This window comes from Micromonospora sp. DSM 43699, assembly GCF_055517075.1.
Window position 1 is genome coordinate 19412 of the sequence record NZ_JBTMMT010000032.1, and the last position, 23257, is coordinate 42668.

19 protein-coding genes and 1 riboswitch are annotated in these 23257 nt (G+C 73.4%); of the genes, 17 read left to right on the plus strand and 2 right to left on the minus strand.

The features are described from left to right. Window positions 1-12: 12 nt before the first annotated feature. On the minus strand, window positions 13-1341 hold the full coding sequence (locus AC0AIB_RS17260) for a Gfo/Idh/MocA family protein (protein ID WP_328347588.1): 1329 nt from the start codon (window positions 1339-1341) through the stop codon (window positions 13-15). A 242-nt stretch (window positions 1342-1583) separates the two neighbouring features. Here AC0AIB_RS17260 and AC0AIB_RS17265 point away from each other — a divergent pair, with 242 nt between their 5' ends. From AC0AIB_RS17265 to AC0AIB_RS17300, 8 genes are read left to right on the plus strand one after another with little or no spacing between them, the layout of a single operon-like run. Beyond that, window positions 1584-2702, plus strand: a complete 1119-nt coding sequence (locus tag AC0AIB_RS17265) for a LacI family DNA-binding transcriptional regulator (RefSeq protein ID WP_328347586.1) — start codon at window positions 1584-1586, stop codon at window positions 2700-2702. Window positions 2703-2720: 18 nt separating this feature from the next. Further along, a complete protein-coding gene (locus AC0AIB_RS17270; protein ID WP_328347584.1) occupies window positions 2721-4064 on the plus strand; it encodes an ABC transporter substrate-binding protein in 1344 nt (447 codons plus the stop codon). A gap of 35 nt (window positions 4065-4099) precedes the next feature. Next, the gene (locus tag AC0AIB_RS17275) at window positions 4100-5077 is read left to right on the plus strand and encodes a carbohydrate ABC transporter permease (protein ID WP_465097054.1); all 978 of its coding nucleotides are present in this window, start codon (window positions 4100-4102) and stop codon (window positions 5075-5077) included. Next, a complete protein-coding gene (locus tag AC0AIB_RS17280; RefSeq protein WP_328347580.1) occupies window positions 5077-5958 on the plus strand; it encodes a carbohydrate ABC transporter permease in 882 nt (293 codons plus the stop codon). Before AC0AIB_RS17275 ends, AC0AIB_RS17280 begins: the two co-directional genes overlap by 1 nt. Further along, window positions 5955-6587 (plus strand): hypothetical protein, encoded by a 633-nt coding sequence (locus AC0AIB_RS17285; RefSeq protein ID WP_465097055.1) that lies wholly within the window; start codon window positions 5955-5957, stop codon window positions 6585-6587. The genes AC0AIB_RS17280 and AC0AIB_RS17285 overlap by 4 nt, the downstream gene beginning before the upstream one ends. Further along, window positions 6584-7567: a DUF6807 domain-containing protein gene (locus AC0AIB_RS17290; RefSeq protein ID WP_465097056.1), complete on the plus strand. Its 984-nt coding sequence runs from the start codon at window positions 6584-6586 to the stop codon at window positions 7565-7567. The genes AC0AIB_RS17285 and AC0AIB_RS17290 overlap by 4 nt, the downstream gene beginning before the upstream one ends. Further along, on the plus strand, window positions 7564-8619 hold the full coding sequence (locus AC0AIB_RS17295) for a sugar kinase (protein ID WP_328347574.1): 1056 nt from the start codon (window positions 7564-7566) through the stop codon (window positions 8617-8619). The genes AC0AIB_RS17290 and AC0AIB_RS17295 overlap by 4 nt, the downstream gene beginning before the upstream one ends. Next, a complete protein-coding gene (locus tag AC0AIB_RS17300; protein WP_465097057.1) occupies window positions 8619-9227 on the plus strand; it encodes a bifunctional 4-hydroxy-2-oxoglutarate aldolase/2-dehydro-3-deoxy-phosphogluconate aldolase in 609 nt (202 codons plus the stop codon). Before AC0AIB_RS17295 ends, AC0AIB_RS17300 begins: the two co-directional genes overlap by 1 nt. 46 nt (window positions 9228-9273) lie before the next feature. On the opposite strand, the gene AC0AIB_RS17305 is transcribed toward AC0AIB_RS17300, so the two are convergent. Then, on the minus strand, window positions 9274-10290 hold the full coding sequence (locus AC0AIB_RS17305; protein ID WP_328348814.1) for a LacI family DNA-binding transcriptional regulator: 1017 nt from the start codon (window positions 10288-10290) through the stop codon (window positions 9274-9276). 155 nt (window positions 10291-10445) lie between these two features. Here AC0AIB_RS17305 and AC0AIB_RS17310 point away from each other — a divergent pair, with 155 nt between their 5' ends. From AC0AIB_RS17310 to cobN, 9 genes are all read left to right on the plus strand, one after another. Continuing rightward, window positions 10446-11597: a Gfo/Idh/MocA family protein gene (locus AC0AIB_RS17310; RefSeq protein ID WP_328347570.1), complete on the plus strand. Its 1152-nt coding sequence runs from the start codon at window positions 10446-10448 to the stop codon at window positions 11595-11597. Beyond that, window positions 11594-12742: a dihydrodipicolinate synthase family protein gene (locus AC0AIB_RS17315; protein ID WP_442930748.1), complete on the plus strand. Its 1149-nt coding sequence runs from the start codon at window positions 11594-11596 to the stop codon at window positions 12740-12742. Before AC0AIB_RS17310 ends, AC0AIB_RS17315 begins: the two co-directional genes overlap by 4 nt. Before the next feature lie 59 nt (window positions 12743-12801). Beyond that, a complete protein-coding gene (locus AC0AIB_RS17320; RefSeq protein WP_465097071.1) occupies window positions 12802-13599 on the plus strand; it encodes a sugar phosphate isomerase/epimerase family protein in 798 nt (265 codons plus the stop codon). A gap of 268 nt (window positions 13600-13867) precedes the next feature. Continuing rightward, window positions 13868-14986, plus strand: a complete 1119-nt coding sequence (locus tag AC0AIB_RS17325) for an FUSC family protein (protein ID WP_465097058.1) — start codon at window positions 13868-13870, stop codon at window positions 14984-14986. A gap of 97 nt (window positions 14987-15083) precedes the next feature. Further along, window positions 15084-16310 carry an MFS transporter gene (locus tag AC0AIB_RS17330; protein WP_328347565.1) on the plus strand — a complete coding sequence of 409 codons (1227 nt, stop codon included), beginning with the start codon at window positions 15084-15086 and terminating at the stop codon, window positions 16308-16310. 73 nt (window positions 16311-16383) lie between these two features. After that, window positions 16384-17277: an aldo/keto reductase gene (locus tag AC0AIB_RS17335; RefSeq protein WP_328347563.1), complete on the plus strand. Its 894-nt coding sequence runs from the start codon at window positions 16384-16386 to the stop codon at window positions 17275-17277. A gap of 163 nt (window positions 17278-17440) precedes the next feature. Next, a complete protein-coding gene (locus tag AC0AIB_RS17340; RefSeq protein WP_328347562.1) occupies window positions 17441-17776 on the plus strand; it encodes a hypothetical protein in 336 nt (111 codons plus the stop codon). A gap of 567 nt (window positions 17777-18343) precedes the next feature. Next, window positions 18344-18580, plus strand: a complete 237-nt coding sequence (locus AC0AIB_RS17345; RefSeq protein WP_465097059.1) for a hypothetical protein — start codon at window positions 18344-18346, stop codon at window positions 18578-18580. A gap of 257 nt (window positions 18581-18837) precedes the next feature. Continuing rightward, window positions 18838-18967, plus strand: a riboswitch (cobalamin riboswitch). A gap of 576 nt (window positions 18968-19543) precedes the next feature. After that, the gene (gene cobN, locus AC0AIB_RS17350; protein WP_465097072.1) at window positions 19544-23242 is read left to right on the plus strand and encodes a cobaltochelatase subunit CobN; all 3699 of its coding nucleotides are present in this window, start codon (window positions 19544-19546) and stop codon (window positions 23240-23242) included. Window positions 23243-23257 lie beyond the last annotated feature (15 nt).

The following is a 23257-nucleotide window of genomic DNA, read 5'->3' on the forward strand; positions in this document are numbered from 1 at the left end:
GGTGGGCAGCGGTCAGGGCAGGGTGAGCAGGTCGGCTACCCGGACCGGGTCGCCGGTGTCGAAGGAGCGGTTGGCGGCCAGCCCGGTGAGCAGGGCCAGCGCCCCGTCGTGGGCGGTGGCGGCCCGGCCCAGCGGGTCCGGCTCACCGCCGAAGATCACCCGGGTCATCCGGGCGTCCGCGCCACCGTGGCCCTGCCGGGTGTAGCCCTCGACCGGGATCCGGGTGGGCGGGGCCCAGAACGGGCGCAGGGTCAGGGTGGCCTCGCCGTGTTCGACGGCGGCCTCGTCGCCGTGCAGGGCGGCGCCCTTGAGCGCCCCGGCGGCGGCCGGGCTGACGAAGTCGCTCTCGGTCACCTCCAGTTCTAGCCGGCCCCGGCTGCCGTTGACCATCACCCGGTAGCCCTCCCAGGGGGCGTACGCGGTGAGGTGGTAGGTCATCGTCGCGCCTGTGGAGTAGCGGGCCAGCACCGCCATGTCGTCCTCGATGCTCACCCCGGGGGCGAAGACGTTGCGGTCGCGGTGGTAGCCGTCCTCGCCCTCGGCGTCGAGGTAGAGCTCGCGCAGCCGGGGGTGGTCGGCCATCCGCAGGGCGAACGGGTCGTCGTCGGCGGCGGGGGAGCCGTGTGCCCGGTCGTAGTCGCGGGCGTAGCCGTGCCGCCGGCCCGCGTCGCCGTAGAAGAAGAGCCGGCCGGCCGCGTACACCTCGACCGGGGTGGCGTCGAGCCACCAGTTGACCAGGTCGAAGTGGTGGCTGGCCTTGTGCACCATCAGCCCGCCGGAGCTGGCCTTGTCCCGGTGCCAGCGGCGGAAGTAGTCCGCGCCGTGCCGCACGTCGAGCAGCCACTCGAAGTGCACCGAGCCGATCTCGCCGACCGCGCCGTCGGCGAGCAGCCGCCGGACCTGCTCGTGCAGCGGGTTGTAGCGGTAGTTGAAGGCGACGGTGACCTGCCGGCCGGTCTCGGCGACCGCGTCGAGGATGCGCCGGCAGCGGGCCGCGTCGACGGTCATCGGCTTCTCGGTGACCACGTCGCAGCCGGCCCGCAGGGCCGCCACCACGTACTCGTCGTGGGTGACGTCGACGCTTGTCACGAGCACCACGTCGACCTGCTCCTTGGCGAGCATGGCGGCGAAGTCGCCGGCCCGGTAGGTCGGCACGGCCGGGTGGCCCAACTCGGTCAGCCACCTGTTGTGCGCGTCCATCCGGGCCTGGTTGACGTCGGCGAAGGCGACCAGTTCTGCGGTGTCGGCGTGGTCGGTGACGAGGGCGCGGACGAACATCTCGGCCCGCGCCCCGGTGCCGACCAGGGCGTGCCGTCGGCGGTGCGCGGCTGGTGGTGACATCGGGTGGGATCCTCCCCGCTCGCTGCAAAGGTTTGCAGTGAAGAAACCACGATGGCGAAGACCACGTCAACGATCGATGCCAATCCCGTGGCATAGATCCCCTTTCGTGGGCTTAAGAGGGCATGGTGGGAGGGTCGTCGCAATCGATCCGTAACAAAGCCCCGTTGACAGTGGAGCAACCGTTTGCATTAATTGGCGACACCCACGTGACCCCGACCACACCATCGACGAGAGGGCCGCCCGTGCCAGCCACCATCCGCGACGTCGCGCGGGCCTCGGGCGTGCACATCTCCACGGTGTCCCGCACCTTCTCGGCACCCCACCTGGTCAACCCGGAGACCCGGGTCCGGGTGCTGGCCTGCGCCGAGGACCTCGGCTACCGACCCAACCGGGCCGCCCGCGCCCTGATCACCGGCCGGACCCACAACATCGGCCTGATCATCGCGGACATCGCCAACCCGTTCTTCCCGCCGCTGATCAAGGCGGCCGAGGGGCAGGCCCGGCACCGCGACTACCACGTCTTCGTGGCCGACACCAACGAGGACCCGGCCGCCGAGGAGGAGCTGGTCCACGCGCTGGCCAAGCAGGTCGACGGGGTGCTGCTGTGCAGCCCTCGGATGAGCAACGCCCTGATCGAGCAGGTCAGCCGGGAGGTCCCGGTGGTGGTGATAAACCGCCAGGTGACCGGCCTGCCCTGCGTGATGATGGACGTCGGCCAGGGGGCCCGCACCGCGATCGAGCACCTGCTCGGCCTCGGCCACCGGCAGCTCGCCCTGCTCGGCGGCCCGCGCGGCTCCTGGACCAACCAGCAGATGCGCCGGGCGGCCGGGGCCGCCGCCCGCACCGGCGGGGCCGAGCTGACCGTGCTCGGGCCGAACCCGCCCACCGAGACCGGCGGCAGCGCGCTTGCCGAACAGGTGCGCGACAGCGGCGTCACCGCCGTACTCGCCTACAACGACCTGATGGCGATCGGGCTGATCGAGGGGCTCGACCACCTCGGGATCCGGGTGCCCCGGGACGTCAGCGTGGTCGGGGTCGACGACATCGCGCTGAGCCGACTCACCCGCCCCAAGTTGACGACGGTGGCCACGCCGACCGCGGCCGCCGGCCGGACGGCCGTCGACATGCTGCTGCAGCACGACTCCGAACCCCGCCCACGCGGCGGGGGACGGGCAGCGGCCGTCGGTGACCGTCGCACCACCGCACAGGTAATGCTCCAGACCGAACTGGTCATTCGCGACTCGACCGGACCCGTACCCGGTCGATCCCGTCCCGGCTCCGTTCCGGATGGCCCGGGCCCGCATCGCCTTGCGGACCCGGGCGGCCCGACCGTGACCACCGGTGGCGTCGTCGCCTCCTAACCCGAGGAGTGAGCGCAGATGCACCCCGCAACGTCCCCCACCGCCGGCACGCCGGCCGAACCGCACCACCGTACCCCCGCACCGCGCCGTCGATTCCTGCGCGGCCTGGTCGCCACCGCCGTCGCCGTACCGCTGATGTTCGGCGCGGCGGCCTGCGGCGACGACGACTCCGCCGGTGACGGCGGCCAGGTCAAGCTCTCGGTCTTCTGGTGGGGCGGTGAGGCGCGGGCCAAGCTCACCGAGGACGCCCTCGCCCTCTACACCAAGAAGCACCCGAACGTGACGTTCGAGAAGACCTGGCAGGCCAACCAGGGCTACTTCGACAAGCTGGCCACCCTCACCGCCGGCGGCAACCCGCCGGACCTGTTCCAGATCGACGACAACTACCTGGCCGAGTACGCCGGCCGCAGCACCGTGCTCGACCTCAAGAGCTACCAGGACTCCGGCAAGCTCGACGTGTCCAAGTTCCCCAAGAGCCTGCTGGAGTACGGCGTCGTCGACGGCAAGCTGGCCGGGGTCGCCTCCGGCGAGAACACCCAGGGCCTGGTCTACAACAAGACCCTGCTGACCAAGAACGGCCTTCCGGAGCCGACCACCGGCCAGAGCTGGGAGGAGCACATCGCCTGGGCCGAGCAGGTGGCCCGCAAGACCAAGATCCCGGGCACCCAGGACCCGAGCGCCGACTACAAGGCGTTCTGGGTCTGGCTGCGCCAGCAGGGCAAGGACCTCTACGACGGCAAGGACCTGGGCTTCACCGCCGAGGACGTGACGAAGTGGTTCGAGCTGTGGAAGGGCGCCCGGGACCGGGGCGCCACCCCCACCCCCGACGTGATCCACGAGGGCAACGCCAGCGACGTGACCAAGCAGCTCGTGGTCACCGGCAAGGCCGCGACCTCCTGGGTCTGGGTCAACCAGATGCCGGACCTGAAGAAGAACACCAAGGACGAGCTCGGCGTCGTGGCGTACCCGGGTGACCCGAGCGCGCAGTGGGCGCGGGCCTCGATGTACTGGTCGGTGTTCAAGAGCAGCAAGCACCGCGACACCGCCGTCGACGTGATCAGCTTCCTGGCCAACGACCCGGAGGCGGTGGCGCTGCTCGGCACCGACCGGGGCCTGCCGTCGAACATGGACCTGCGGGCCACGGTCAGCGAGACGGTGACCGACCCGGCGATGAAGCAGTCCATCCAGGTCGAGTCCGAGTTGGCACAGAAGTTCGGCCAGTCGCCGCAGGTGCCGATCAAGGGACACAGCAAGGTCAAGTCCGAGCTGGTCAAGGCCGCCGAGAACGTCCAGTACAAGCGGGCCAGCCCGGCCCAGGCGGCGGAGCAGTTCGTCACCGCCTGCAAGTCCGCGATCGCCTGATCGACCGATCGCGGTCGACGAAAGGAGCCGGCCCCGTGGCCCTCACCACGGCCCCCGGCCGGACCGGACGCTCCGGTTCCGCCCGCCCCCACGCCAACCGGCGTCGGGTCGGGCGGGACCGGCACGCCGAAGGACTGGCGGGCTACGTATTCCTCTCGCCCTGGCTCATCGGACTGATGGGCGTCACGGCGATCCCGATGCTGCTCTCGCTCTGGCTGAGCTTCACCGACTACGACATCCTCACCCCGCTGTCCGAGGTGCGGTGGGTCGGGCTTGCCAACTACGAGCGGATGTTCACCGCCGACCCGTCGTACTGGCACGCGGTCCGGGTCACGTTGACCTTCGCCCTGGTGGCGGTGCCGCTGAAGCTGGCCGCCGCGCTCGGCGTGGCGTTGCTGCTCAACAAGGCGTGGCGCGGGGTGGGGCTGTTCCGGGCGCTGTTCTACCTGCCGTCGCTGCTCGGCGGCAGCGTCGCGCTGGCCATCGTCTGGGTCAACATGTTCAACCGGGACGGCGCGTTCAACTCGTTCCTCGCGCTGTTCGGCATCGAGGGGCTGCCCTGGGTCAGCGACCCGGACTGGGCCCTGCAGACCCTGATGGTGCTGGCCATCTGGCAGTTCGGCGCGCCCATGGTGATCTTCCTGGCCGGCTTGAAGCAGGTGCCCACCGAGCTGTACGAGGCCGCTTCCGTCGACGGCGCCAGCCGGTGGTCGCAGTTCTGGCACGTCACCCTGCCGATGCTCTCCCCGGTCATCTTCTTCAACCTGGTGCTGGAGACCATCAACGGTTTCCAGGGCTTCACCGCCGCCTTCGTGCTCAGCAACGGCACCGGCGGACCGGTCGACTCGACCCTGATGTACACCCTGAAGCTCTACATCTCCGGCTTCACCGACCTGGAGATGGGCTACGCCTCCGCGATGGCCTGGGTGTTCCTGATCGCGATCGGCCTGATCACCGCGATCTTCTTCAGCACCGGGCGGTTCTGGGTGCACTACTCCGACGGGGAGAAGTGATGGTGGCGGTGACCTCGACGACGCGTCGCACCGGCCGCCGCCGGCCTGGTGGCCGGCAGGCGGTGCGGTTGCTGATCCTGATCGCGATCGTGGCGGTGGTGCTCTATCCGCTGCTGTGGATGCTGGGCACCTCGGTCAAGTCGCAGGAAGAGATCGTCAACAACATCGGCCTGCTGCCCGAGACGTTCACCCCGGGCAACTACACCGCCGGCTGGGGCAACTTCGACCTCAGCTTCGGCACGTTCTTCCTCAACAGCGCCATGGTCAGCCTGCTGACCGTGGCCGGCAACGCGGTCTCCTGCCTGCTCGCCGCGTACGCCTTCGCCAGGTTGCGGTTCCGGCTGCGGGGGATCTGGTTCGCCGTGATGATCGGCACCCTGCTGCTCCCCGGCCACGTGCTGATCGTGCCGCAGTACATCCTCTTCCGCAGCCTCGGCCTGGTCGGCGGGGAGTGGCCCTACCTGCCGCTGCTCATCCCGCAGTTCCTGGCCACCGAGGCGTTCTTCGTGTTCCTGATGGTGCAGTTCATGCGGGGCATCCCGCGCGAGCTGGACGAGGCCGCCAAGATCGACGGCGCCAGCCCGTACGGCATCTTCCGGCACGTCATCCTGCCGCTGAGCCGGCCGGCGCTGGTCACCACCGCGATCTTCTCGTTCATCTGGACCTGGAACGACTTCTTCCGGCAACTGGTCTTCCTGTCCAGCCTGGACGACTACACGGTGCCTGTCGCGCTGACCCTGTTCATCGACTCCACCAGTCAGAGCGCGGTCGGTCCGATGTTCGCCATGTCGGTGCTGTCCCTGCTGCCGGTCTTCCTGTTCTTCCTGGCCTTCCAGCGGATGCTGGTCGAGGGGATCAACACCAGCGGGTTGAAGGGATGACCGCCGCCCCACTGGCGGAGCCGGCCGCCGAGCCGACCCGCCGGGACTGGCGGGACACCCTGCGCGACGCCACCGACCTGGCGCTGCTCGGGTTCGCGCTGATCCTGGCCGCGCTGCCGGTGCTCACCCTCGCGCCGGCCCTGGCCACCGCCAGCGCCGCCGTGCACGATCGGCTGACCCTCGGCGGCTGGCCGGACCTGCGCACCACGCTGGCCCGGTTCGGTCGGGCGCTGCCGGCCGGCCTGGTCGCCGGCGTCGTCGGGGTGGCCGTCGCCGTCGCGCTCGGCGTCGACCTGGTCGCGCTGGCCACCGGCCGGGTGCCCGGTGGCGGGCTCGCGCTGGCCGGCACCGTCGTGGTCACCGCCGCCCTGGCCGGGTACGCCGGGCTGACCGTGGTCGCGATCGGACGGACCGGCGGGCAGGGTTGGCGGGACGCGGCCCGCGCCGCCGCCGGGACCGCCCTGGCCCGGCCGGGCACCTGGGCGGCGGCCGGCGGGGTGTGCGCGGTGGCCACGCTGTTGGGGATACTTGTCACCCCGGTGGCGGTGCCGATCCTGGCCGGCTACGCGTTGGCGGCCCTGCACGCCGTCGCCGCCCGCCGGCCCACCGCCCGGACGGAGGCACCGTGACCGGTCACCCCCACCCCACCCCGACCCGCACCGACCCCGACCCGCACCACGTCGACCCGGATCCGATCGGGTCGGTCCCCCAGCCGGCCGGGCCCGGTCCGCAGCCGGTCGAGTCCGGCCCCGCCGGGCCGGGCGACGACGACCCCGCACTGCACGTCGGCGACGTCGAGGTGGCCCGGTACGTGGTCCGTCCCGAGCTGGCCCCCAAGCACGGCCCCCGGCCCTACCTGCACCCGGTCCGGACGCTTGCCGGCACCCCGGTCACCGACGCGCTCCCCGCCGACCACGTCTGGCACCTCGGGGCGTCGCTTGCCGTGCAGGACGTCGACGGCACCAACCTGTGGGGTGGCCGGACGTACGTGCGGGGCACCGGTTACACCTGGCGCGACGACCACGGGATGATCGCGCACACGCAGTGGCGCGAGCGCACCCGGGACCGGTTGGCGCACGTGTTGCAGTGGCGCGACCGCGCCGGCGGGGTGCTGCTCACCGAGCACCGCCGGCTCGCCGCGACCCCGGTGACGGCGGACGCCTGGGCACTCGACGTCGACTACACCCTCACCGCCCCGGCGACGCGGGACGTCCACCTGGGCAGCCCGGCCACCAACGGCCGACCCGGCGGGGCCGGTTACGGTGGCTTCTTCTGGCGGGCGGTCGCCGACGGTGAGCCGACCGCGTTCACCATGGACACCGACGGTGAGCAGGCGGCCAACGGCAGCACCGCCCGCTGGGTCGCGCTGACCTGTGTCGCGCCGGGCGGTGGGGCGTACACCCTGGTCTTCACCGGGCTGGGGCTCGGCGACAGGTGGTTCGTGCGGACGGCGATGTACCCGGGTGTCTGTGTGGCCTTCGCCTTCGACCGGCCGGCCGTGGTGCCCGCCGGTGGGCGGCGGACCGGGCAGCACCGGGTGCTTGTCGCCGACGGGGTGCACGACCGGGCCGGCGTGACCGCCCTGCTCGCCGCCGCGGAGCCGGGGTGACCGCCGACCGGCCGTCCGGCGCGGAGTCGCCCCCCGGTGGGCCCGTGCCGGCCGGACCCGAGGTGGCCACCGTCGGCGAGTCGATGGTGGTGCTCAGCCCGGATCCGACCGGGCCGCTGGAGGCCGCCGACCGGTTGGGCGTCTCGGTCGGCGGGGCGGAGTCCAACGTGGCCTCCGCACTCGCCGGGCTCGGCCACCGGACCGCCTGGGTGAGCCGGGTCGGCGACGACCCGTTCGGCAGGCGGGTGCGGCGGCACGTCGGCGCCACCGGCGTGGACACCAGCCTGGTCACCGTCGACCCGACCGCGCCGACCGGTGTCTATCTCAAGGACCCGGCACCGGGCGGCACCGCCGTGCACTACTACCGGTCCGGCTCAGCGGCCTCCCGCCTCGACCCCGGGGTGCTCGACGACCCGAGGCTGGCCGGGGTCCGGCTGCTGCACCTGTCCGGGGTGACCGCCGCCCTCTCACCGTCCTGTGCGGCCCTGGTCCGCCGGGCGATCACCGACCGACCGCTGCCCGTCGCCCGGGTCACCTTCGACGTCAACCACCGGGCCCGGCTCTGGTCGGCCGAGGACGCCGCACCGGTGCTGCGCGGGCTCGCCGACGCGGCCGACGTGGTCCTCGTCGGGCTGGACGAGGCGCACACCCTGTGGGGGGTCACCGACCCGACCGCCGTGCGCGACCTGCTGCCCGGCCCGGACCTGGTGGTGGTCAAGGACGCCGACGTCGGGGTCACCGCGCTGCCGCGCAGCGGGCCGACCGTCTTCGTCCCCGCGCTGCGGGTGCCGGTGCACGAGCCGGTGGGTGCCGGTGACGCCTTCGCCGCCGGCTGCCTGTCGGGGCTGCTGCGCGGCCTCGACCTGGACCGCTGCCTGCGGCTCGGGCACCTCTGCGCGGCCCCCACCCTGACCGTCGCGGGAGACACCGCCCCGCCGCCGCGACGGGCGCTGGCCGACCGGCTCCTCGCCCTGCCGGCACCGGAGTGGGCCGGCCTGGACCTGGTCGACGCCGGCCTGCTCACCACCCCTGCCACCGGAAGGAACGGTTGATGACCGCGCACGACTTCGCACCCCTGTTCGGCACCGCGCGGGTGATGGTGATCCTGCGCGACCTGCCCCCGACGGAGACCGTCCGGCTCGCCGAACGGGCCTGGGACCTCGGCATCGACGTGGTCGAGGTGCCGATCCGTACCCCGGACGCCACGCTCTCCCTGCGGGCGGCGGTGGAGGCCGGCAAGGACCGGGGCCGGCGGGTGGGGGCCGGCACGGTGCGGACCCCTGCCCAGGTACGGCAGGCCGCCAGCGCCGGGGCGGCCTTCACCGTCGCCCCCGGGCTGGACCTGGCGGTGGCCGACGCGGCGGTCAGCTACGGCATCCCGCACCTGCCCGGGGTGGCCACCCCCACCGAGGCACAGCTCGCGCTCGACCACGGGCTGATCTGGCTCAAGGCTTTCCCGGCGGTCAGTCTCGGTCCACAGTGGTTCAAGGCGGTCGCCGGTCCGCTGCCGGAGTTGCGGTTCGTGGCCACCGGGGGGATCGACGCGGGCAACGCCGCCGACTTCCTCGCCGCCGGGGTACAGGTGGTGGCGGTGGGTTCGGCGCTGTCCGACCCCCGGCAGATCGACCGCCTCGCCGAGTTGGCGACCACCCCGGCCTGAGCCGGTGCGCACAGTCGAACCGGTCGGCCGGCGCGGTACGGGCTGGTCAGGCCGGGGCGGGGCCGAGGCTGTCCCGGACGACCAGGGTGGCCGGCAGCACCTCGACCCGGGAGCGGTCGGCGGCCGGGCCCAGGGCCAGGGTCATCGCCCGTGCACCCAGCTCCACAAGCGGCAGCCGGACGGTGGTCAGTGCCGGGGTGACGTCGGCGGCGACCGGCATGTCGTCGAAGCCCACGACCGACACCCGCCCGGGGACCGGCACGTCCCGGGCACGCAGCAGGGTCAACGCGCCGACGGCCATCGAGTCGTTCAACGCCACCAGGGCGGTCAGTCCGGGGACGGCGTCGAGCAGTTCACCGGCGGCGCGGGCGCCACCGTCGCGGTCGAAGTCGGCGTACCGGATCCGCTCTTCGGGCAGCGGGTGGCCGCCGTCGGCGAGCGCGGCGCGCAGCCCGTCGAGCCGGTCGGTGATGGTGGTCAGCACCTGCGGGCCGGCGACCACCCCGATCCGGGTGTGCCCCTGGCGCAGCAGCTCCTCGCCGAGCAACCGGCCGCCGTCGGTGTTGGCCGGCATCACCGCGTCGCCGGGGTGCTCGTGCCGGCCGACCACCGCCACCCGGCCGCCGGTCGCCTCGTAGGCGGCCAGCTTCTCGGCGAGCCGGGCGGTGAAGGTGGCGTCGTGGTAGCCGGACCCGGCCAGCACGATCGCGGCGACCTGCTGGGCGCGCAGCATCTCCACGTACTCCAGCTCGCGTTCCGGGTCGCGGTAGCTGTTGCAGATGATGACCAGCCGGCCGTGGTCGGTGGCGACCCGTTGCAGCCCCCGGGTCAGCTCGGCGAAGTACGGGTCGGAGACGTCGTGCACCACCACGCCGACCACGCTGCGCTGCGGCCTGGCCAGCAGCTGGGCGTGCGCGTTCGGCACGTACCGCAGGTCGGCGACGGCTCGCAGCACCCGCTCGCGCAGCTCCTCGGCGACCGGTTTGCTGCTGCCGTTGATCACCCGGGAGGCGGTGGCGGGGGAGACCCCGGCGCGGCGGGCGACATCGGCCAGCGTCGCCATGGGCACCCCCGAAAGTGTCCGGCCCCGAGGCGGGCCGCGCGGTAGCGGACAGGTTACCGCAACGGTGGGAGCTGGCCCTTGCCCCGTGGTCGGGCGGCCACCTAGGCTGCTAGGAAAGCGCTTACCTATGTGACGTGCAGAGGGGAAGAACGACCATGACCCGAAGGTCGATCGGCATCATCGTCAACGGCGTCACCGGTCGGATGGGCTACCGCCAGCACCTGGTCCGCTCCCTGCTCGCCCTCCGCGAGCAGGGCGGCCTGGCGTTGGCCGACGGCACCCGGGTCTGGCCCGAGCCGATCCTCGTCGGCCGGGACGAGACCCGGCTGCGGGCGGTCGCGGAACGGCACGGCCTCACCGACTGGACCACCGACCTCGCCGCCGCCCTCGCCCGCGACGACGCGGAGATCTACTTCGACGCCCAGGTGACCCAGCAACGGGAGAAGGCGATCCGCCAGGCCATCGAGGCCGGCAAGCACATCTACACCGAGAAGCCGCTCGCCGAGTCCAGCGCTGCCGCGTTGGAGCTGGTCCGGGCCGCCGACGCCGCCGGCATCCGCACCGGTGTCGTCCAGGACAAGCTCTTCCTCCCCGGGCTGCGCAAGCTCAAGCGGCTGATCGACGGCGGCTTCTTCGGCCGCATCCTGTCCGTCCGCGGCGAGTTCGGCTACTGGGTCTTCGAGGGCGACTGGCAGCCCGCCCAACGGCCCTCGTGGAACTACCGCACCGAGGACGGCGGCGGCATCGTGATGGACATGTTCCCGCACTGGCAGTACGTGCTCGAGGAGCTGTTCGCCCCGGTCCGGGCGGTCACCTGCGTGGCCGCCACCCACATCCCCCAGCGGGTCGACGAGGCCGGCCGGCCCTACCCGGCCACCGCCGACGACGCGGCCTACGGCATCTTCGAACTCGACGGCGGGGTGGTCGCCGCGCTCAACTCGTCCTGGGCCACCCGGGTGCACCGCGACGAACTCGTCGAGTTCCAGGTCGACGGCACCGAGGGCAGCGCCGTCGCCGGGCTGCGCCGCTGCCGCGCCCAGCACCGGGCGGTAACCCCCAAGCCGGTCTGGAACCCCGACCTGCCCGCCACCGAGGACTTCCGGGCACAGTGGACCGAGGTGCCCGACAACGAGGAGTTCGACAACGGCTTCAAGGTGCAGTGGGAGGCGTTCCTGCGGCACGTCGTCACCGGCACCCCGTTCGCCTGGGACTTCCTGGCCGGGGCGCGCGGCGTGCAGCTCGCCGAGCTGGGGCTGCGCTCGGCCCGGGAGGGCCGCCGGGTCGAGGTGCCGGAGCTGTCCCGGTGACCGCCGTCCGACTGCCCGACGGCAGCACCCACCGGCTGCGCGGCAGCGCCGGCCACGACCGCCCCACCGGCCCGTCCACCAGCCGGGTGGCGTACGCCGCCGCGCACGTCGTCGCCGACCCCCGGGCGGAGAACGTCCCCGGTGCCCCGGCCGCCGTCGACTGGGAGGGCACGCTCGCCTTCCGGCACCACCTCTGGTCGTACGGGCTGGGGGTGGCCGAGGCGATGGACACCGCCCAGCGCGGCGCGGGCCTGGACCACCCGGCCACCCGGGAGCTGATCCGGCGCAGCGCCGCCGAGGCCCGCGCGGTCGGCGGCCGGATCGTCGCCGGGGTCGCCACCGACCAGCTCCCACCCGGGCCGGCGACGCTGCCCCAGGTGACCCGGGCGTACGCCGAACAGCTCGCCGACGTCTGCGCCGCAGGCGCCCGACCGGTGCTGATGTGCAGCCGTCACCTGGCCGCCGCCGCCACCGCCCCCGACGACTACCTGCGGGTCTACGACGAACTGCTCGCCGCCGCCGACCAGCCGGTGGTGCTGCACTGGCTCGGTGACATGTTCGACCCGGCGCTGGCCGGTTACTGGGGCTCGACCGACCTGGACGAGGCCACCGAGACGGTGCTGCACCTGATCAAGGGGCACCAGGGGAAGGTCGACGGGATCAAGGTGTCCCTGCTCGACGCGGGGCGGGAGGTCGCGCTGCGCCGCCGCCTGCCCGCCGGGGTACGCCTCTACACCGGCGACGACTTCCACTACCCGGAGCTGATCCGGGGTGACGCACAGGGCCACTCCGACGCGCTGCTCGGCGTCTTCGCCGCCATCGCGCCGGCCGCCGCCACCGCGCTCGCCGCCCTCGACGCCGGTGACCTGGACCGGTACGACGCGGTGTTCGCCCCGACCCTGCCCCTGGCCCGGCACCTGTTCGCCGCGCCGACCTGGTTCTACAAGACCGGCATCGTGTTCCTGGCCTGGCTGGCCGGGCACCAGGAGCACTTCACCATGCTGGCCGGGCAGCAGTCCGGCCGGTCCCCGGCCCACCTGGCCCGGCTGCTCGTCCTCGCCGACGATGCCGGGCTGCTCCCCGACGCGGAGTTGGCCGCCGCGCGGGCACGGGCGTATCTCACCGTGGCCGGGGTGACCCAGTGACCGCCCCGGCGGTGTCGGGCGGTGGCGCGGCGGCCGGGCGGGTGGTGCCGGCCCCGGGGCTGGAACGGTTCTCGTTCAACCAGGCCACCGCCCAGCACTGGCCGCTGGCCGAGGCGGTCGCCGGCTGCGTGGCGGCCGGGGTGCCCGGCATCGGCCTCTGGCGGGAACCCGTCCAGGAGTACGGCCTCGACCGGGCGGCGCGGCTGGTCCGTGCCGCCGGGCTCACCGTCACCTCGCTGTGCCGGGGCGGGTTCTTCACCGCCCCGGACTGGTGGGACGAGAACCGGCGGGCCATCGAGGAAGCCGCCACCCTCGGCACCCGGGAACTGGTGCTGGTCTCTGGCGGACTGCCACCCGGCAGCCGCGACGTCGACGGGGCCAGACGACAGGTCGCCGACGCCGTCGCCGCGCTCGCCGACCAGGCGGCGGCAGCCGGGGTACGGCTGGCCATCGAGCCGCTGCACCCGATGTTCAGCGCCGACCGGTGCGTGATCGCCACCCTCGGCCAGGCGCTCGACGTCGCCGAACGGTTCGACCCGGCGGTGGTCGGGGTGGTGGTCGACACCTACCACGTGTGGTGGGACGACACGGTGTACGCGCAGGTGGCCCGGGCCGGCGACCGGATCGCCGCGTTCCAGGCGGCGGACTGGGTGACCCCGCTGCCGGAGGGGGTGCTGCTCGGCCGGGCGCTTCCCGGCGAGGGCTGCGTGGAGCTGCGCCGGCTGCGCGAGGCGGTGGATGCCGCCGGATACACCGGGCCGGTCGAGGTCGAGGTGTTCCAGGCCGCGCTCTGGTCCCGGCCCGGCCCGGCCATCCTCGCCGCCACCATCGACGCCTACCTGGCCCACGTGCACTGACCCGGCGGGGAGCGGGGGCGGGTGCCGGCCCACGTCGACCGACGCGGGCGACCGCGCGGCGCGGAGGTCGGTCGCCCGCGTGTGACGGCGGTGGAAGGCGGTTCCCTGCGGGACCGGTATGCCACTGCGGCATGAATATGACGGACAGGCATACCGGGCCGTGGCACCTCACGTCACCCGCCGCCCCGCCCCCTTGCCCGCCGCCCCGCCCCCTTGCCCGCCGGCCCGCCGACCCGCCGTAGCGTGGGGGCGGACCCGAGGAGGCGGCGTGCTGCGATGGAGTTGGTTGCGCACCTCCGCCGGCCGGCTGCGCAAGGGCTGGCTGCCGGTCGTCGAGACCACCCTGGCGGCGACTGTGGCCTGGGTGCTGGCCACCCGGATCGTCGGCCACCCGCAGCCCTTCTTCGCACCCGCCGCCGCGCTGATCGTCCTCGGTCAGGCCCGGGGCCAGCGGGTCCGCCGGGCGGTCGAGGTGGTGCTCGGGGTGGCCGCCGGGGTCCTGGTCGCCGATCTGGTGGTCCAGGCCCTGGGACCGCGTACCACCTGGACGGTCTTCACGGTCATCCTGCTCACCATCGCCCTCGCGGTGGCGGTCGGCGCGAGCACCGTCTCGGTGGTGCAGGCCGCGGTTTCCGCCCTCTACCTGGTGGTGGTCTCTCCACCCACCGAGTCGCTCGTGCCCTTCCGGTTCGTGGACGCGTTGATCGGTGGTGGGGTGGCGGTGGTGGCGAGCCAACTCATCGACGTCCGTCGGCCGCTCGCCCCGCTGGTCGCCGAGTTCCGACGGACCTTCGACGGCCTGACCGGGGTGCTGGAGGAGGTGGCCGCCGCACTCGACCGGCATGACGCGCCCGCCGCGCTGGCGGCCCTGGAACAGGCCCGGCAGCTCGACGTGGAGCCACTGCGTGACGCCGTCCTCGCCGCCGGTGAGGCGGTCCGGCTCAACGTCCGCCGCCGTCGGCACATCGGCCGGCTCCGGAGCGTGGACGCCTCAATCGGCCAGATCGACTATGCGGTACGCAACATCCGGGTGCTGGCCCGGGCCGGGGTGACCTTCAGCCGGTTACCCACCCCCGTCCCGCCCGACCTGGGCGCGGCGCTGCGCGACCTGGCCCGGGCGGTCGAGGCGGCCGGCCGGGCGCTCGCGGCCGACCTGGAGGGCGCGGAGGACGCCGGTGACCGGCACGCCGAGGACGCCGACCGGGCCGCCCTGGCGGCGGTCCGCACCGCCGGGCGGCTCTTCACCCCGGGCCAGAGCCTGCCGTTGGCGATGATCGTCGGCCAGATCCGGGCCACCGCCATCGACCTGCTGCGCGGGGTGCGCACCGACGACGACGCCGCCGTGCTGGCCCGGGTGGACGAGGCGCTCGGCCTGCCCGCGCTCTGACGCCTGGGCGGTAAGGGGCGGATACCGCTTGTAACCGTGACGGATCGGGTGTGAGATCAACGGCGAGGATGCCGTACCCGGAAGGACCACCACCGTCGTGAACGTCACCACCAGCCAGCCCCACAGTGCCGTACCCCCGCCGGTGCTGGCCGCCCGCAACGGTGTCGCTGTGGTCTTCGCCCTCAACGGCCTGGCCGTGGCCACCTGGTTCGCCCGGGTCCCCGCGGTACGCGAGTCGCTCGGCCTCAGCGCCGGCCGGCTCGGCCTGCTGCTGCTGGCCATGTCCGGCGGCGCGGTGCTGGCGCTGACCAGCGCCGGCCTGGTGACCCAGCGGCTCGGCCCGGCCCGCACCGTCGTCACCTCGACCGTGCTGGTGGCCGCCGGTCTGGCCGGGGTGGGCCTCGCCGCCGGCCCGCTCGGCTCCCTGCCCGGCGTCGCGGTCGGCCTGTTCGCCCTCGGCTACGGCTCCGGCACCTGCGACGTGGCGATGAACGTCGAGGGCGCGGCGGTGGAGAAGCGGCTGGGCCGTACCATCCTGCCCCGGTTCCACGCCGCCTGGAGTCTCGGCTCGGTGGCCGGCGCGGGCCTCGGCGCCGGCGCGGCCCGGCTCGGCGTGCCGATCGCCGCCCACCTCACGGTGCTGGCGGTGCTGGTGCTCGGTGGCACCCTGCTCGGAGCCCGGTGGTTCCTGGTCGACGTCCACGCCGACGGCGGGTCGGCCCGTCGTGGTGGCCTGCTCGCGGCGTGGCGGGAGCCGCGCACCCTGCTCATCGGCGCGCTGGTGCTGGTGATGGCGTTCACCGAGGGCAGCGCGAACGACTGGCTGGCGGTCGCCTTCGTCGACGGTTACCGGGTCAGCGAGGCGGCCGGCGCCGCCGTCTTCGGGGTCTTCGTCGCCGGCATGACCATCGGCCGGACCGTCGGCACGGTGGCCATCGACCGCTGGGGTCGGGTCCCGGTACTGGTCGGCACGATCCTGCTCGCCGCCGTCGGCTCGTTGCTGGCGGTGCTGGCCGGCTCCGGTTCGCTCGCCGTGGTCGGGGTGGTCCTCTGGGGGCTGGGCGCGTCACTCGGCTTCCCGGTCGGGATGAGCGCCGCCGCCGACGACGAGGAGCGGGCACCCGCCCGGGTCAGCGTCGTCGCGGTGCTCGGCTACACGTCGTTCCTGGCCAGCCCGCCGCTGCTGGGTCTGCTCGGCGACCACGTCGGCACCCTGCACGCCCTGCTGGTGGTGCCGGTGCTGTTGATTCCGACGCTGGCCCTGGTGCCGGCGACGCGGCCACCGGCCGGCCCGACGCCCACCGCTCCGACACAAGAAAACTAGCAGTCACCGACCGTCGTCGGTATCGGGTGCGTGGCCGATCACCCAGGCCGCTGGTGCTGGTTAGGGTCGCCGAATGCCAACCGAGATCACCGCCGCAGCGGCGGGCCGCTGGACTCTGGGTGACCGCACCGTGCACCGGATGGGGTTCGGCTCGATGCGGATCACCGTCCATCCCGACCGGGACCGGGCGCTGCGCGTGCTGCGTCGGGCCGTCGAACTGGGCGTCGACCATCTCGACACCGCCGCCTTCTACGTCTCGCCGGGCGGCACGTTGAAGGTCGGCACCGGCCCCGCCCGGTACGCCACCGACCTGATCCGCGCCGCCCTCGCCCCGTACCCCGACCACCTGGTCGTCGCCACCAAGGTCGGCTTCCGGTACGACCCGACGACCGGGTTGCAGGTGGCGGTCGGCCCGGCCGACCTGCGCGCCCAGGTGGAGGAGAACCTGCGCCGGCTCGGCCGCGACCACCTCGACCTGGTCAACCTGCGGATCGTCAAACGCCCCGCGCCGGACTCCATGGCGGAACGCTTCGGGGCGCTGGCCGAGCTGCGCGACGCCGGCCTGATCCGGCACCTGGGCCTGTCCAACGTCCGACTCGACCATCTCGACGAGGCACAGACCATCGCCCCGGTGGTCTGTGTACAGAACAACTACGCCCTGGACAACCGCACCGACCAGGACGCGATGGTCCGTGAGTGCGGCGCGCGGGGCATCGCCTACGTGCCGTACTTCACCCTCGCCGGCGGCAACCGGGAGGGTGGGGCGCGCATCGACCACTCCGCGCCCGTCGAGGCCGTCGCCCGCGCCCACGGGGCCACCCCGCAGCAGGTCCGCCTCGCCTGGACCCTGCACCAGGGCCCGCACGTGCTGGCCATCCCCGGCACCGGAGATCCCGCCCACCTGGAGGAGAACGTGGCCGCTGCCGCGCTGCGCCTCACCCCCGACGACCTGGCCGCCCTGGGCTGATGCTCCGCTCGGGTGTCCGTGCCGTGCCCGGCTGATGCTCCGCTCGTGTCCGTGCCGTGCCCGGCTGATGCTCCGCCCGTGTTCAGCCGGCTGTCACGCGGCTCGCAGCGGGTTGCCAGGCAGGGATGCTCCACTGGAGGGACGTCGAGGAGAGGACGGGCAGATGGGCTGGTTCAGCCGGCGACCCCGGGTCGACGAGGGTGTTCCGACGAAGCTCGACCGGGAGGCCACCCGGGAGGACCTGACCGCGTTGGAGGACTTCGTGGCGGCCCACCGTGGGGTGGAGTTCTATCTCGAACCGGAGACCACCGCCACCGACACCACCGTCGTGGCGATCGCGCATGACGGAGAGTGGATTCGCCGTCGTACCGGCTCACCGCGGACAGCGGCGAAGCTGGCTCACCGGCACGCGGTGCCACTCTACGAGGCTGCCAAGACCGGCTACCCGGAGCGAATGCGGGCCTGGAACCGGGCCCACCCGGAACGCCGGGCCCGGTGAGCGTCGGGCCCGTTGAGCATCGGCCCGTTGAGCGTCGGGCCTGCTGAGCGTTGGGTCTGCTGAGCGTTGGGTCTGCTGAGCGTCGGGCCCGTTGAGCGTTGGGTCTGCTGAGCGCCGCGCCTGCTAGGCGGCGGACTCGTTGAACGCCGTTCGCGGCCTCGGGTCCGATTCGGGACCCCCGCGTGTCCAGCCCCGCAAGCCCGCGCGGTAGCGGCCCGCCCATGTACGACGCATCGCGGGCGGCACGTGGCTCCGAGGTGAAAGATCACGCTCGATCCATGTTCGCAACACCGTTGCGTTAACGCCATGGGCGGCTGGTCAACCCGGGACAGGAAGTGCCCGATCGGGGAGCGGGGTGGGCCCGCTTGGCGATCATGGAGTGGTGGTGCCGACTTTGGTGGCTTTACGGGCGTTCTGTTACCCACCACAACTCCATGATCGGCGAGGCAGCGGTGGTTGACGAACAGCCGTTCCACCTGACGCAACGGTGTTGTCCATGTTCGAGTGGCATCCAAGCGCTTCGAGACCACTCAAACATGGATCGAGCGTGATCTTCAGCGGTAGTGGGTGAGGAGGAGCCGGAAGGACCATCATCCGGGCGAGGGCGAGGGCGAGGGCGAGGGCGAGGGCGAGGGCGAGGGCGAGGGCGAGGGCGAGGGCGAGGGCGAGGGCGAGGGCGAGGGCGAGGGCGAGGGCGAGGGCGAGGGCGAGGGCGAGGGCGAGGGCGACGGCGACGGCGACGGCGACGGCGACAGCGAGGGGCACCGACGGCCCGGTTCAGGCGGGCTCGGCGTGAGTCGTTGACGTCATCAGCTCGACAGGGGGCGGAGGAGAAACCCGGCCGCCGGTCGGTGCGCAGCCGGGTCGCCTTGATGGCACGTCTGCTCGCCGGTGTCATGGCTGCGTGGATCGGTGGCGCGTCTGCTCGTCGTGGCGCGTCTGCCTCGTCGGGGTCTCGTCTCCCTGACTCGTAGCCGGCGGGCTGATCGGTGGCCGGTGCGGTCGGGCGTCGTTGACCTCGGGGCGAGGAGTGTGGCAGCATTCGCGGCCTGACGGCAGTGAAGGAAGTCGGTGTGATTCCGACGCGGTCCCGCCACTGTCACCGGGGAGCGATCCCCCCTCGTGTGTCACGGCCGTGCGTGCGCGGTTGGAAGACCGGGGGTGAGCGTCGATCCGGAAGCCAGGATACTTCGGCCGTCGGAGAACCCCAGGGCGTGGACACCCGAGGAGGATCCGATGACGCGCAGCGTCTCCACCGCCGCCGATCCGATTACGGTCGGTGATTCCAGCGCCGTGACCGAGCCGGTGCCGCTCCGAGCCGGCACCGCTGGTCGTCTGCCACACCGCACCGCGCCGCCGACGAGTCGTGCTGCCGTGCCGGCGTGGGGCCGCGCCGCGTCGGCGACGGGCCGGATCGTTGCGTCGGCGACGGGTCGGGTTGCGGCGTCGCCCGGCAGTCGGTGGCGCGGTCGGTCCGCCGCGTACCGCTGACGGAGCTGTTCCGGCCTGCCCGCCGGCAGCCTGTGGCGACCTCCCCGACTCCTTCCGCCGCTCGGCGTGGGTGAACCGGTACCGTCGCCGGCGCTGACCGGGCCGGCATCCATTCCCAACCCGCGCGACCCACCACGACGGTCGACCGGGTGTCACTCTCCGGAGCTGCCCGTGCGCATCCTGCTGCTGTCCACCGCCGACACCGATCTGCTCGCCGCCCGTGCCAGCGCCGCCGGCTACCGCCTCGCCAACCCCGCCCGGGTCGGCGCGGATGCCGTGCCGGCGCTGCTCGACGGCGTCGACCTGGCCGTCGTACGGCTGCTCGGTGGTCGGCAGACGTGGCCGGACGGCCTCGCGGCAGTGCTCGGCTCCGGCGTGCCCACGATCGTGCTCGGTGGCGAGGCGGTGCCCGACGCGGAGCTGATGGCGGCCTCCACGGTGGCCTCCGGGGTGGCCACCGAGGCACTGTCCTACCTGGTCGAGGGGGGTGCGGAGAACCTGGCCCAGCTGGCCCGGTTCCTGTCCGACACGGTCCTGCTCACCGGCGAGGGTTTCGACCCGCCCGCCCCCACCCCGCCGTACGGCATCCTCGACCACCGACGCCCGACCAACCCGGCTGAAGCCGCCCGCCCGGCCGAGCCGCCAGCGCACGCCGGAAAGACCGGGCAGGCCGCGCAGGCCGGGCTGACCGCGCCGACCGGGCAGGCCGGGCAGGCCGGGCAGGCCGGGTGGCGGGTGGGTGGCGACGGGCGGCCGACGGTGGGGATCGTGTTCTACCGGGCGCACGCGTTGGCCGGCAACACAGGCTTCGTCGAGACCCTCGCCGAGGCGGTCGACGCGGCCGGGGGGAGCCCGCTGCCGATCTTCTGCGGCTCGTTGCGCGGGCTCGCTCCCGGTGACGGGCCACTGGACCTCTTCGCCCGCTGCGACGCGCTCGTCGTCACCGTCCTCGCCGCCGGTGGGACGGTCGCCGCCGACGCCTCCGGCGGGGGTGACGAGGATGCCTGGGACGTCGGCGCGCTCGCCGCCCTGGACGTACCGGTGATCCAGGCGCTCTGCCTGACCAGCACCCGCGAGCAGTGGGCGGCGAGCGACGCCGGAATCTCCCCGCTGGACGCGGCGATGCAGGTGGCCATCCCCGAGTTCGACGGCCGGATCATCACCGTGCCGTTCTCGTTCAAACGGGTCGACGCCGACGGGTTGTCGGTCTACGCCGCCGACGCCGGACGGGCCGCCCGGGTCGCCGGGATAGCCGTTCGGCAGGCAGGGCTGCGGCACCTGCCGAACGCCGACAAGCGGCTGGCGATCGTGCTCAGTTCCTACCCGACGAAGCACTCCCGGGTCGGCAACGCCGTCGGGCTGGACACCCCGGCCTCGGCGGTACGGCTGCTCGCCGCCCTCGCCGCCGCCGGCTACCACCTCGGCGACGCGCCACCACCCACCGACGGGGACGCGCTCATCCACGCGCTGATCGCCGCCGGTGGCCACGACGTCGAGTGGCTCACCCCGGAACAGTTGTCCGCCGCCGAGGCCCGGGTGCCGGGGGAGACCTACCGGCGCTGGTTCGACCAGGTGCCGGTCGACCTGCGGGACCGGATGCGGGAACACTGGGGTGAGCCACCCGGCCGGCTCTACACCGACGGCGGTGACATCGTCCTGGCCGGGCTGCGCTTCGGCAACGTCACCCTGCTGATCCAGCCGCCGCGCGGTTTCGGCGAGAACCCGATCGCCATCTACCACGACCCCGACCTGCCACCCAGCCACCACTACCTGGCCGCGTACCGGTGGCTGGCCGCACCGGTCGGCGACGGCGGGTTCGGCGCGGACGCGGTGGTGCACCTCGGCAAGCACGGCACCCTGGAATGGCTGCCCGGCAAGGGTCTCGGCCTGGCCGCCGACTGCGCCCCGGACGCCGTGCTGGGCGACCTGCCGCTTGTCTACCCGTTCATCGTCAACGACCCAGGTGAGGGCACCCAGGCCAAGCGGCGGGCGCACGCCGTGGTGGTCGACCACCTGGTGCCGCCGATGGCCCGCGCCGAGACCTACGGAGACCTGGCGAAGCTCGAACAGCTCCTGGACGAGTACGCCACCGTGCAGGCCCTCGACCCGGCGAAGGTGCCGGTGGTCCGGGGGCAGATCTGGGAGCTGGTACGCGCCGCCGAACTGCACCACGACCTGCACACCGAGGCGATGCCCGCCGCCGACGACTTCGACGACTTCGTGCTGCACCTCGACGGTTACCTGTGCGAGGTCAAGGACGTGCAGATCCGGGACGGGCTGCACATCCTGGCCGAGGTGCCCACCGGCGAGCCCCGGGTGAACCTCGTCCTCGCCGTGCTGCGCGCCCCCCAGGTCTGGGGCGGCACCCACGTGCTGCCCGGCCTGCGGCAGGCCCTCGCCGCCGGCTACGGCCTGGACGAGCAGACGCTGCTCGCCGAGCCCGGAGCGCGGGTGACGGTGCCGGCGGCACTGACTGATGTGGTCGACGGGCCGGCGGCCACCGCCGCCGACGCGGTGGACCTGATCGAGGCGCTGGCGCGACGACTCGTCCTCGGCATGGAGACCCTCGGCTGGGACGCCGCCCGCGCCGACGCGGTGGTGGCGGAGGTTACCGGCCGGGCCTGCCCCGACGTCGCCGAGGTGCTGCGCTTCGCCGCCCGCGAGGTGGTGCCCCGGCTGGACCGCACCACTGACGAGATCACCCACACCCTCGGCGCGCTCGACGGCCGGTTCGTGCCGCCCGGACCGTCCGGGTCGCCGACTCGGGGGCTGGTCAACGTGCTCCCCACCGGCCGCAACTTCTATTCCGTCGACCCGAAGGCGATCCCCAGCCGCAACGCCTGGGACGTCGGGGTGGCGCTGGCCGACTCGCTGCTCGCCCGCTACCTCGCCGACACCGGGGAGTACCCCCGCTCGGTCGGGTTGACCGTCTGGGGCACCAGCGCCATGCGTACCCAGGGTGACGACATCGCCGAGGTGCTGGCCCTGCTCGGCTGCCGGCCGGTCTGGGACGACCGGTCGCGGCGGGTCACCGGCGTCGAGGTGGTGCCGCCGGCGGAGCTGGGCCGCCCCCGGGTCGACGTCACGGTCCGCATCTCCGGCTTCTTCCGGGACGCGTTCCCGCACGTCGTCACCCTCCTCGACGACGCGGTACGGCTGGTCGCCGCCCTCGACGAGCCGGCCGAGGAGAACTACCTGCGGGCGCACGTGGCCGCCGACGTCGCCATGCACGGTGACGAGCGGCGGGCCACCGCCCGGATCTTCGGCTCCAGACCCGGGGCGTACGGGGCGGGGCTGCTGCCGCTGATCGACGCCCGGAACTGGCGTACCGACGCCGACCTGGCCGAGGTGTACGCCGTCTGGGGCGGCTACGCCTACGGCCGGGGCCTGGACGGGAGGGAGGCGCGGGCCGACATGGAACGCTCCTTCGCCCGGATCGCGGTGGCGGCGAAGAACCAGGACACCCGCGAGCACGACATCGTCGACTCCGACGACTACTTCCAGTACCACGGCGGGATGGTGGCGATGGTCAGGCACCTCACCGGGGCGACCCCGGCCGCCTACGTGGGCGACTCGGCGATGCCGCACGACGTGCGTACCCGCACCCTCGGTGAGGAGACCCGGCGGGTGTTCCGGGCCCGGGTGGTGAATCCGAAGTGGATCGCCGCGATGCGCCGGCACGGCTACAAGGGCGCGTTCGAGCTGGCCGCCACCGTGGACTACCTGTTCGGCTACGACGCCACCGCCGGTGTCGTCGACGACTGGATGTACGAGCACCTGGCCGAGGCGTACCTGTTCGACGCGCCGACCCGGGAGTTCCTGGAGCGGTCCAACCCGTGGGCGCTGCGCGGCATCACCGAACGGCTCCTGGAGGCCGCCGAACGTGGACTGTGGGCCGCACCCGAACCCGCCACCCTGGACCGGCTCCGCGAGACGTACCTGGCCACCGAGGGCGACCTGGAGGAGCGACAGTGAGCGCGAGGAGCGAGC

Bases quoted from the DNA above. Each gene is read 5' to 3' on its own strand.
- AC0AIB_RS17310 (WP_328347570.1), top strand. From the start codon at position 10,446: ATGACCCGAAGGTCGATCGGCATCATCGTCAACGGCGTCACCGGTCGG.
- AC0AIB_RS17305 (WP_328348814.1), bottom strand. From the start codon at position 10,290: ATGGCGACGCTGGCCGATGTCGCCCGCCGCGCCGGGGTCTCCCCCGCC.
- AC0AIB_RS17260 (WP_328347588.1), bottom strand. From the start codon at position 1,341: ATGTCACCACCAGCCGCGCACCGCCGACGGCACGCCCTGGTCGGCACC.
- AC0AIB_RS17335 (WP_328347563.1), top strand. From the start codon at position 16,384: ATGCCAACCGAGATCACCGCCGCAGCGGCGGGCCGCTGGACTCTGGGT.
- AC0AIB_RS17300 (WP_465097057.1), top strand. From the start codon at position 8,619: ATGACCGCGCACGACTTCGCACCCCTGTTCGGCACCGCGCGGGTGATG.
- AC0AIB_RS17280 (WP_328347580.1), top strand. From the start codon at position 5,077: ATGGTGGCGGTGACCTCGACGACGCGTCGCACCGGCCGCCGCCGGCCT.
- AC0AIB_RS17270 (WP_328347584.1), top strand. From the start codon at position 2,721: ATGCACCCCGCAACGTCCCCCACCGCCGGCACGCCGGCCGAACCGCAC.
- AC0AIB_RS17285 (WP_465097055.1), top strand. From the start codon at position 5,955: ATGACCGCCGCCCCACTGGCGGAGCCGGCCGCCGAGCCGACCCGCCGG.
- AC0AIB_RS17340 (WP_328347562.1), top strand. From the start codon at position 17,441: ATGGGCTGGTTCAGCCGGCGACCCCGGGTCGACGAGGGTGTTCCGACG.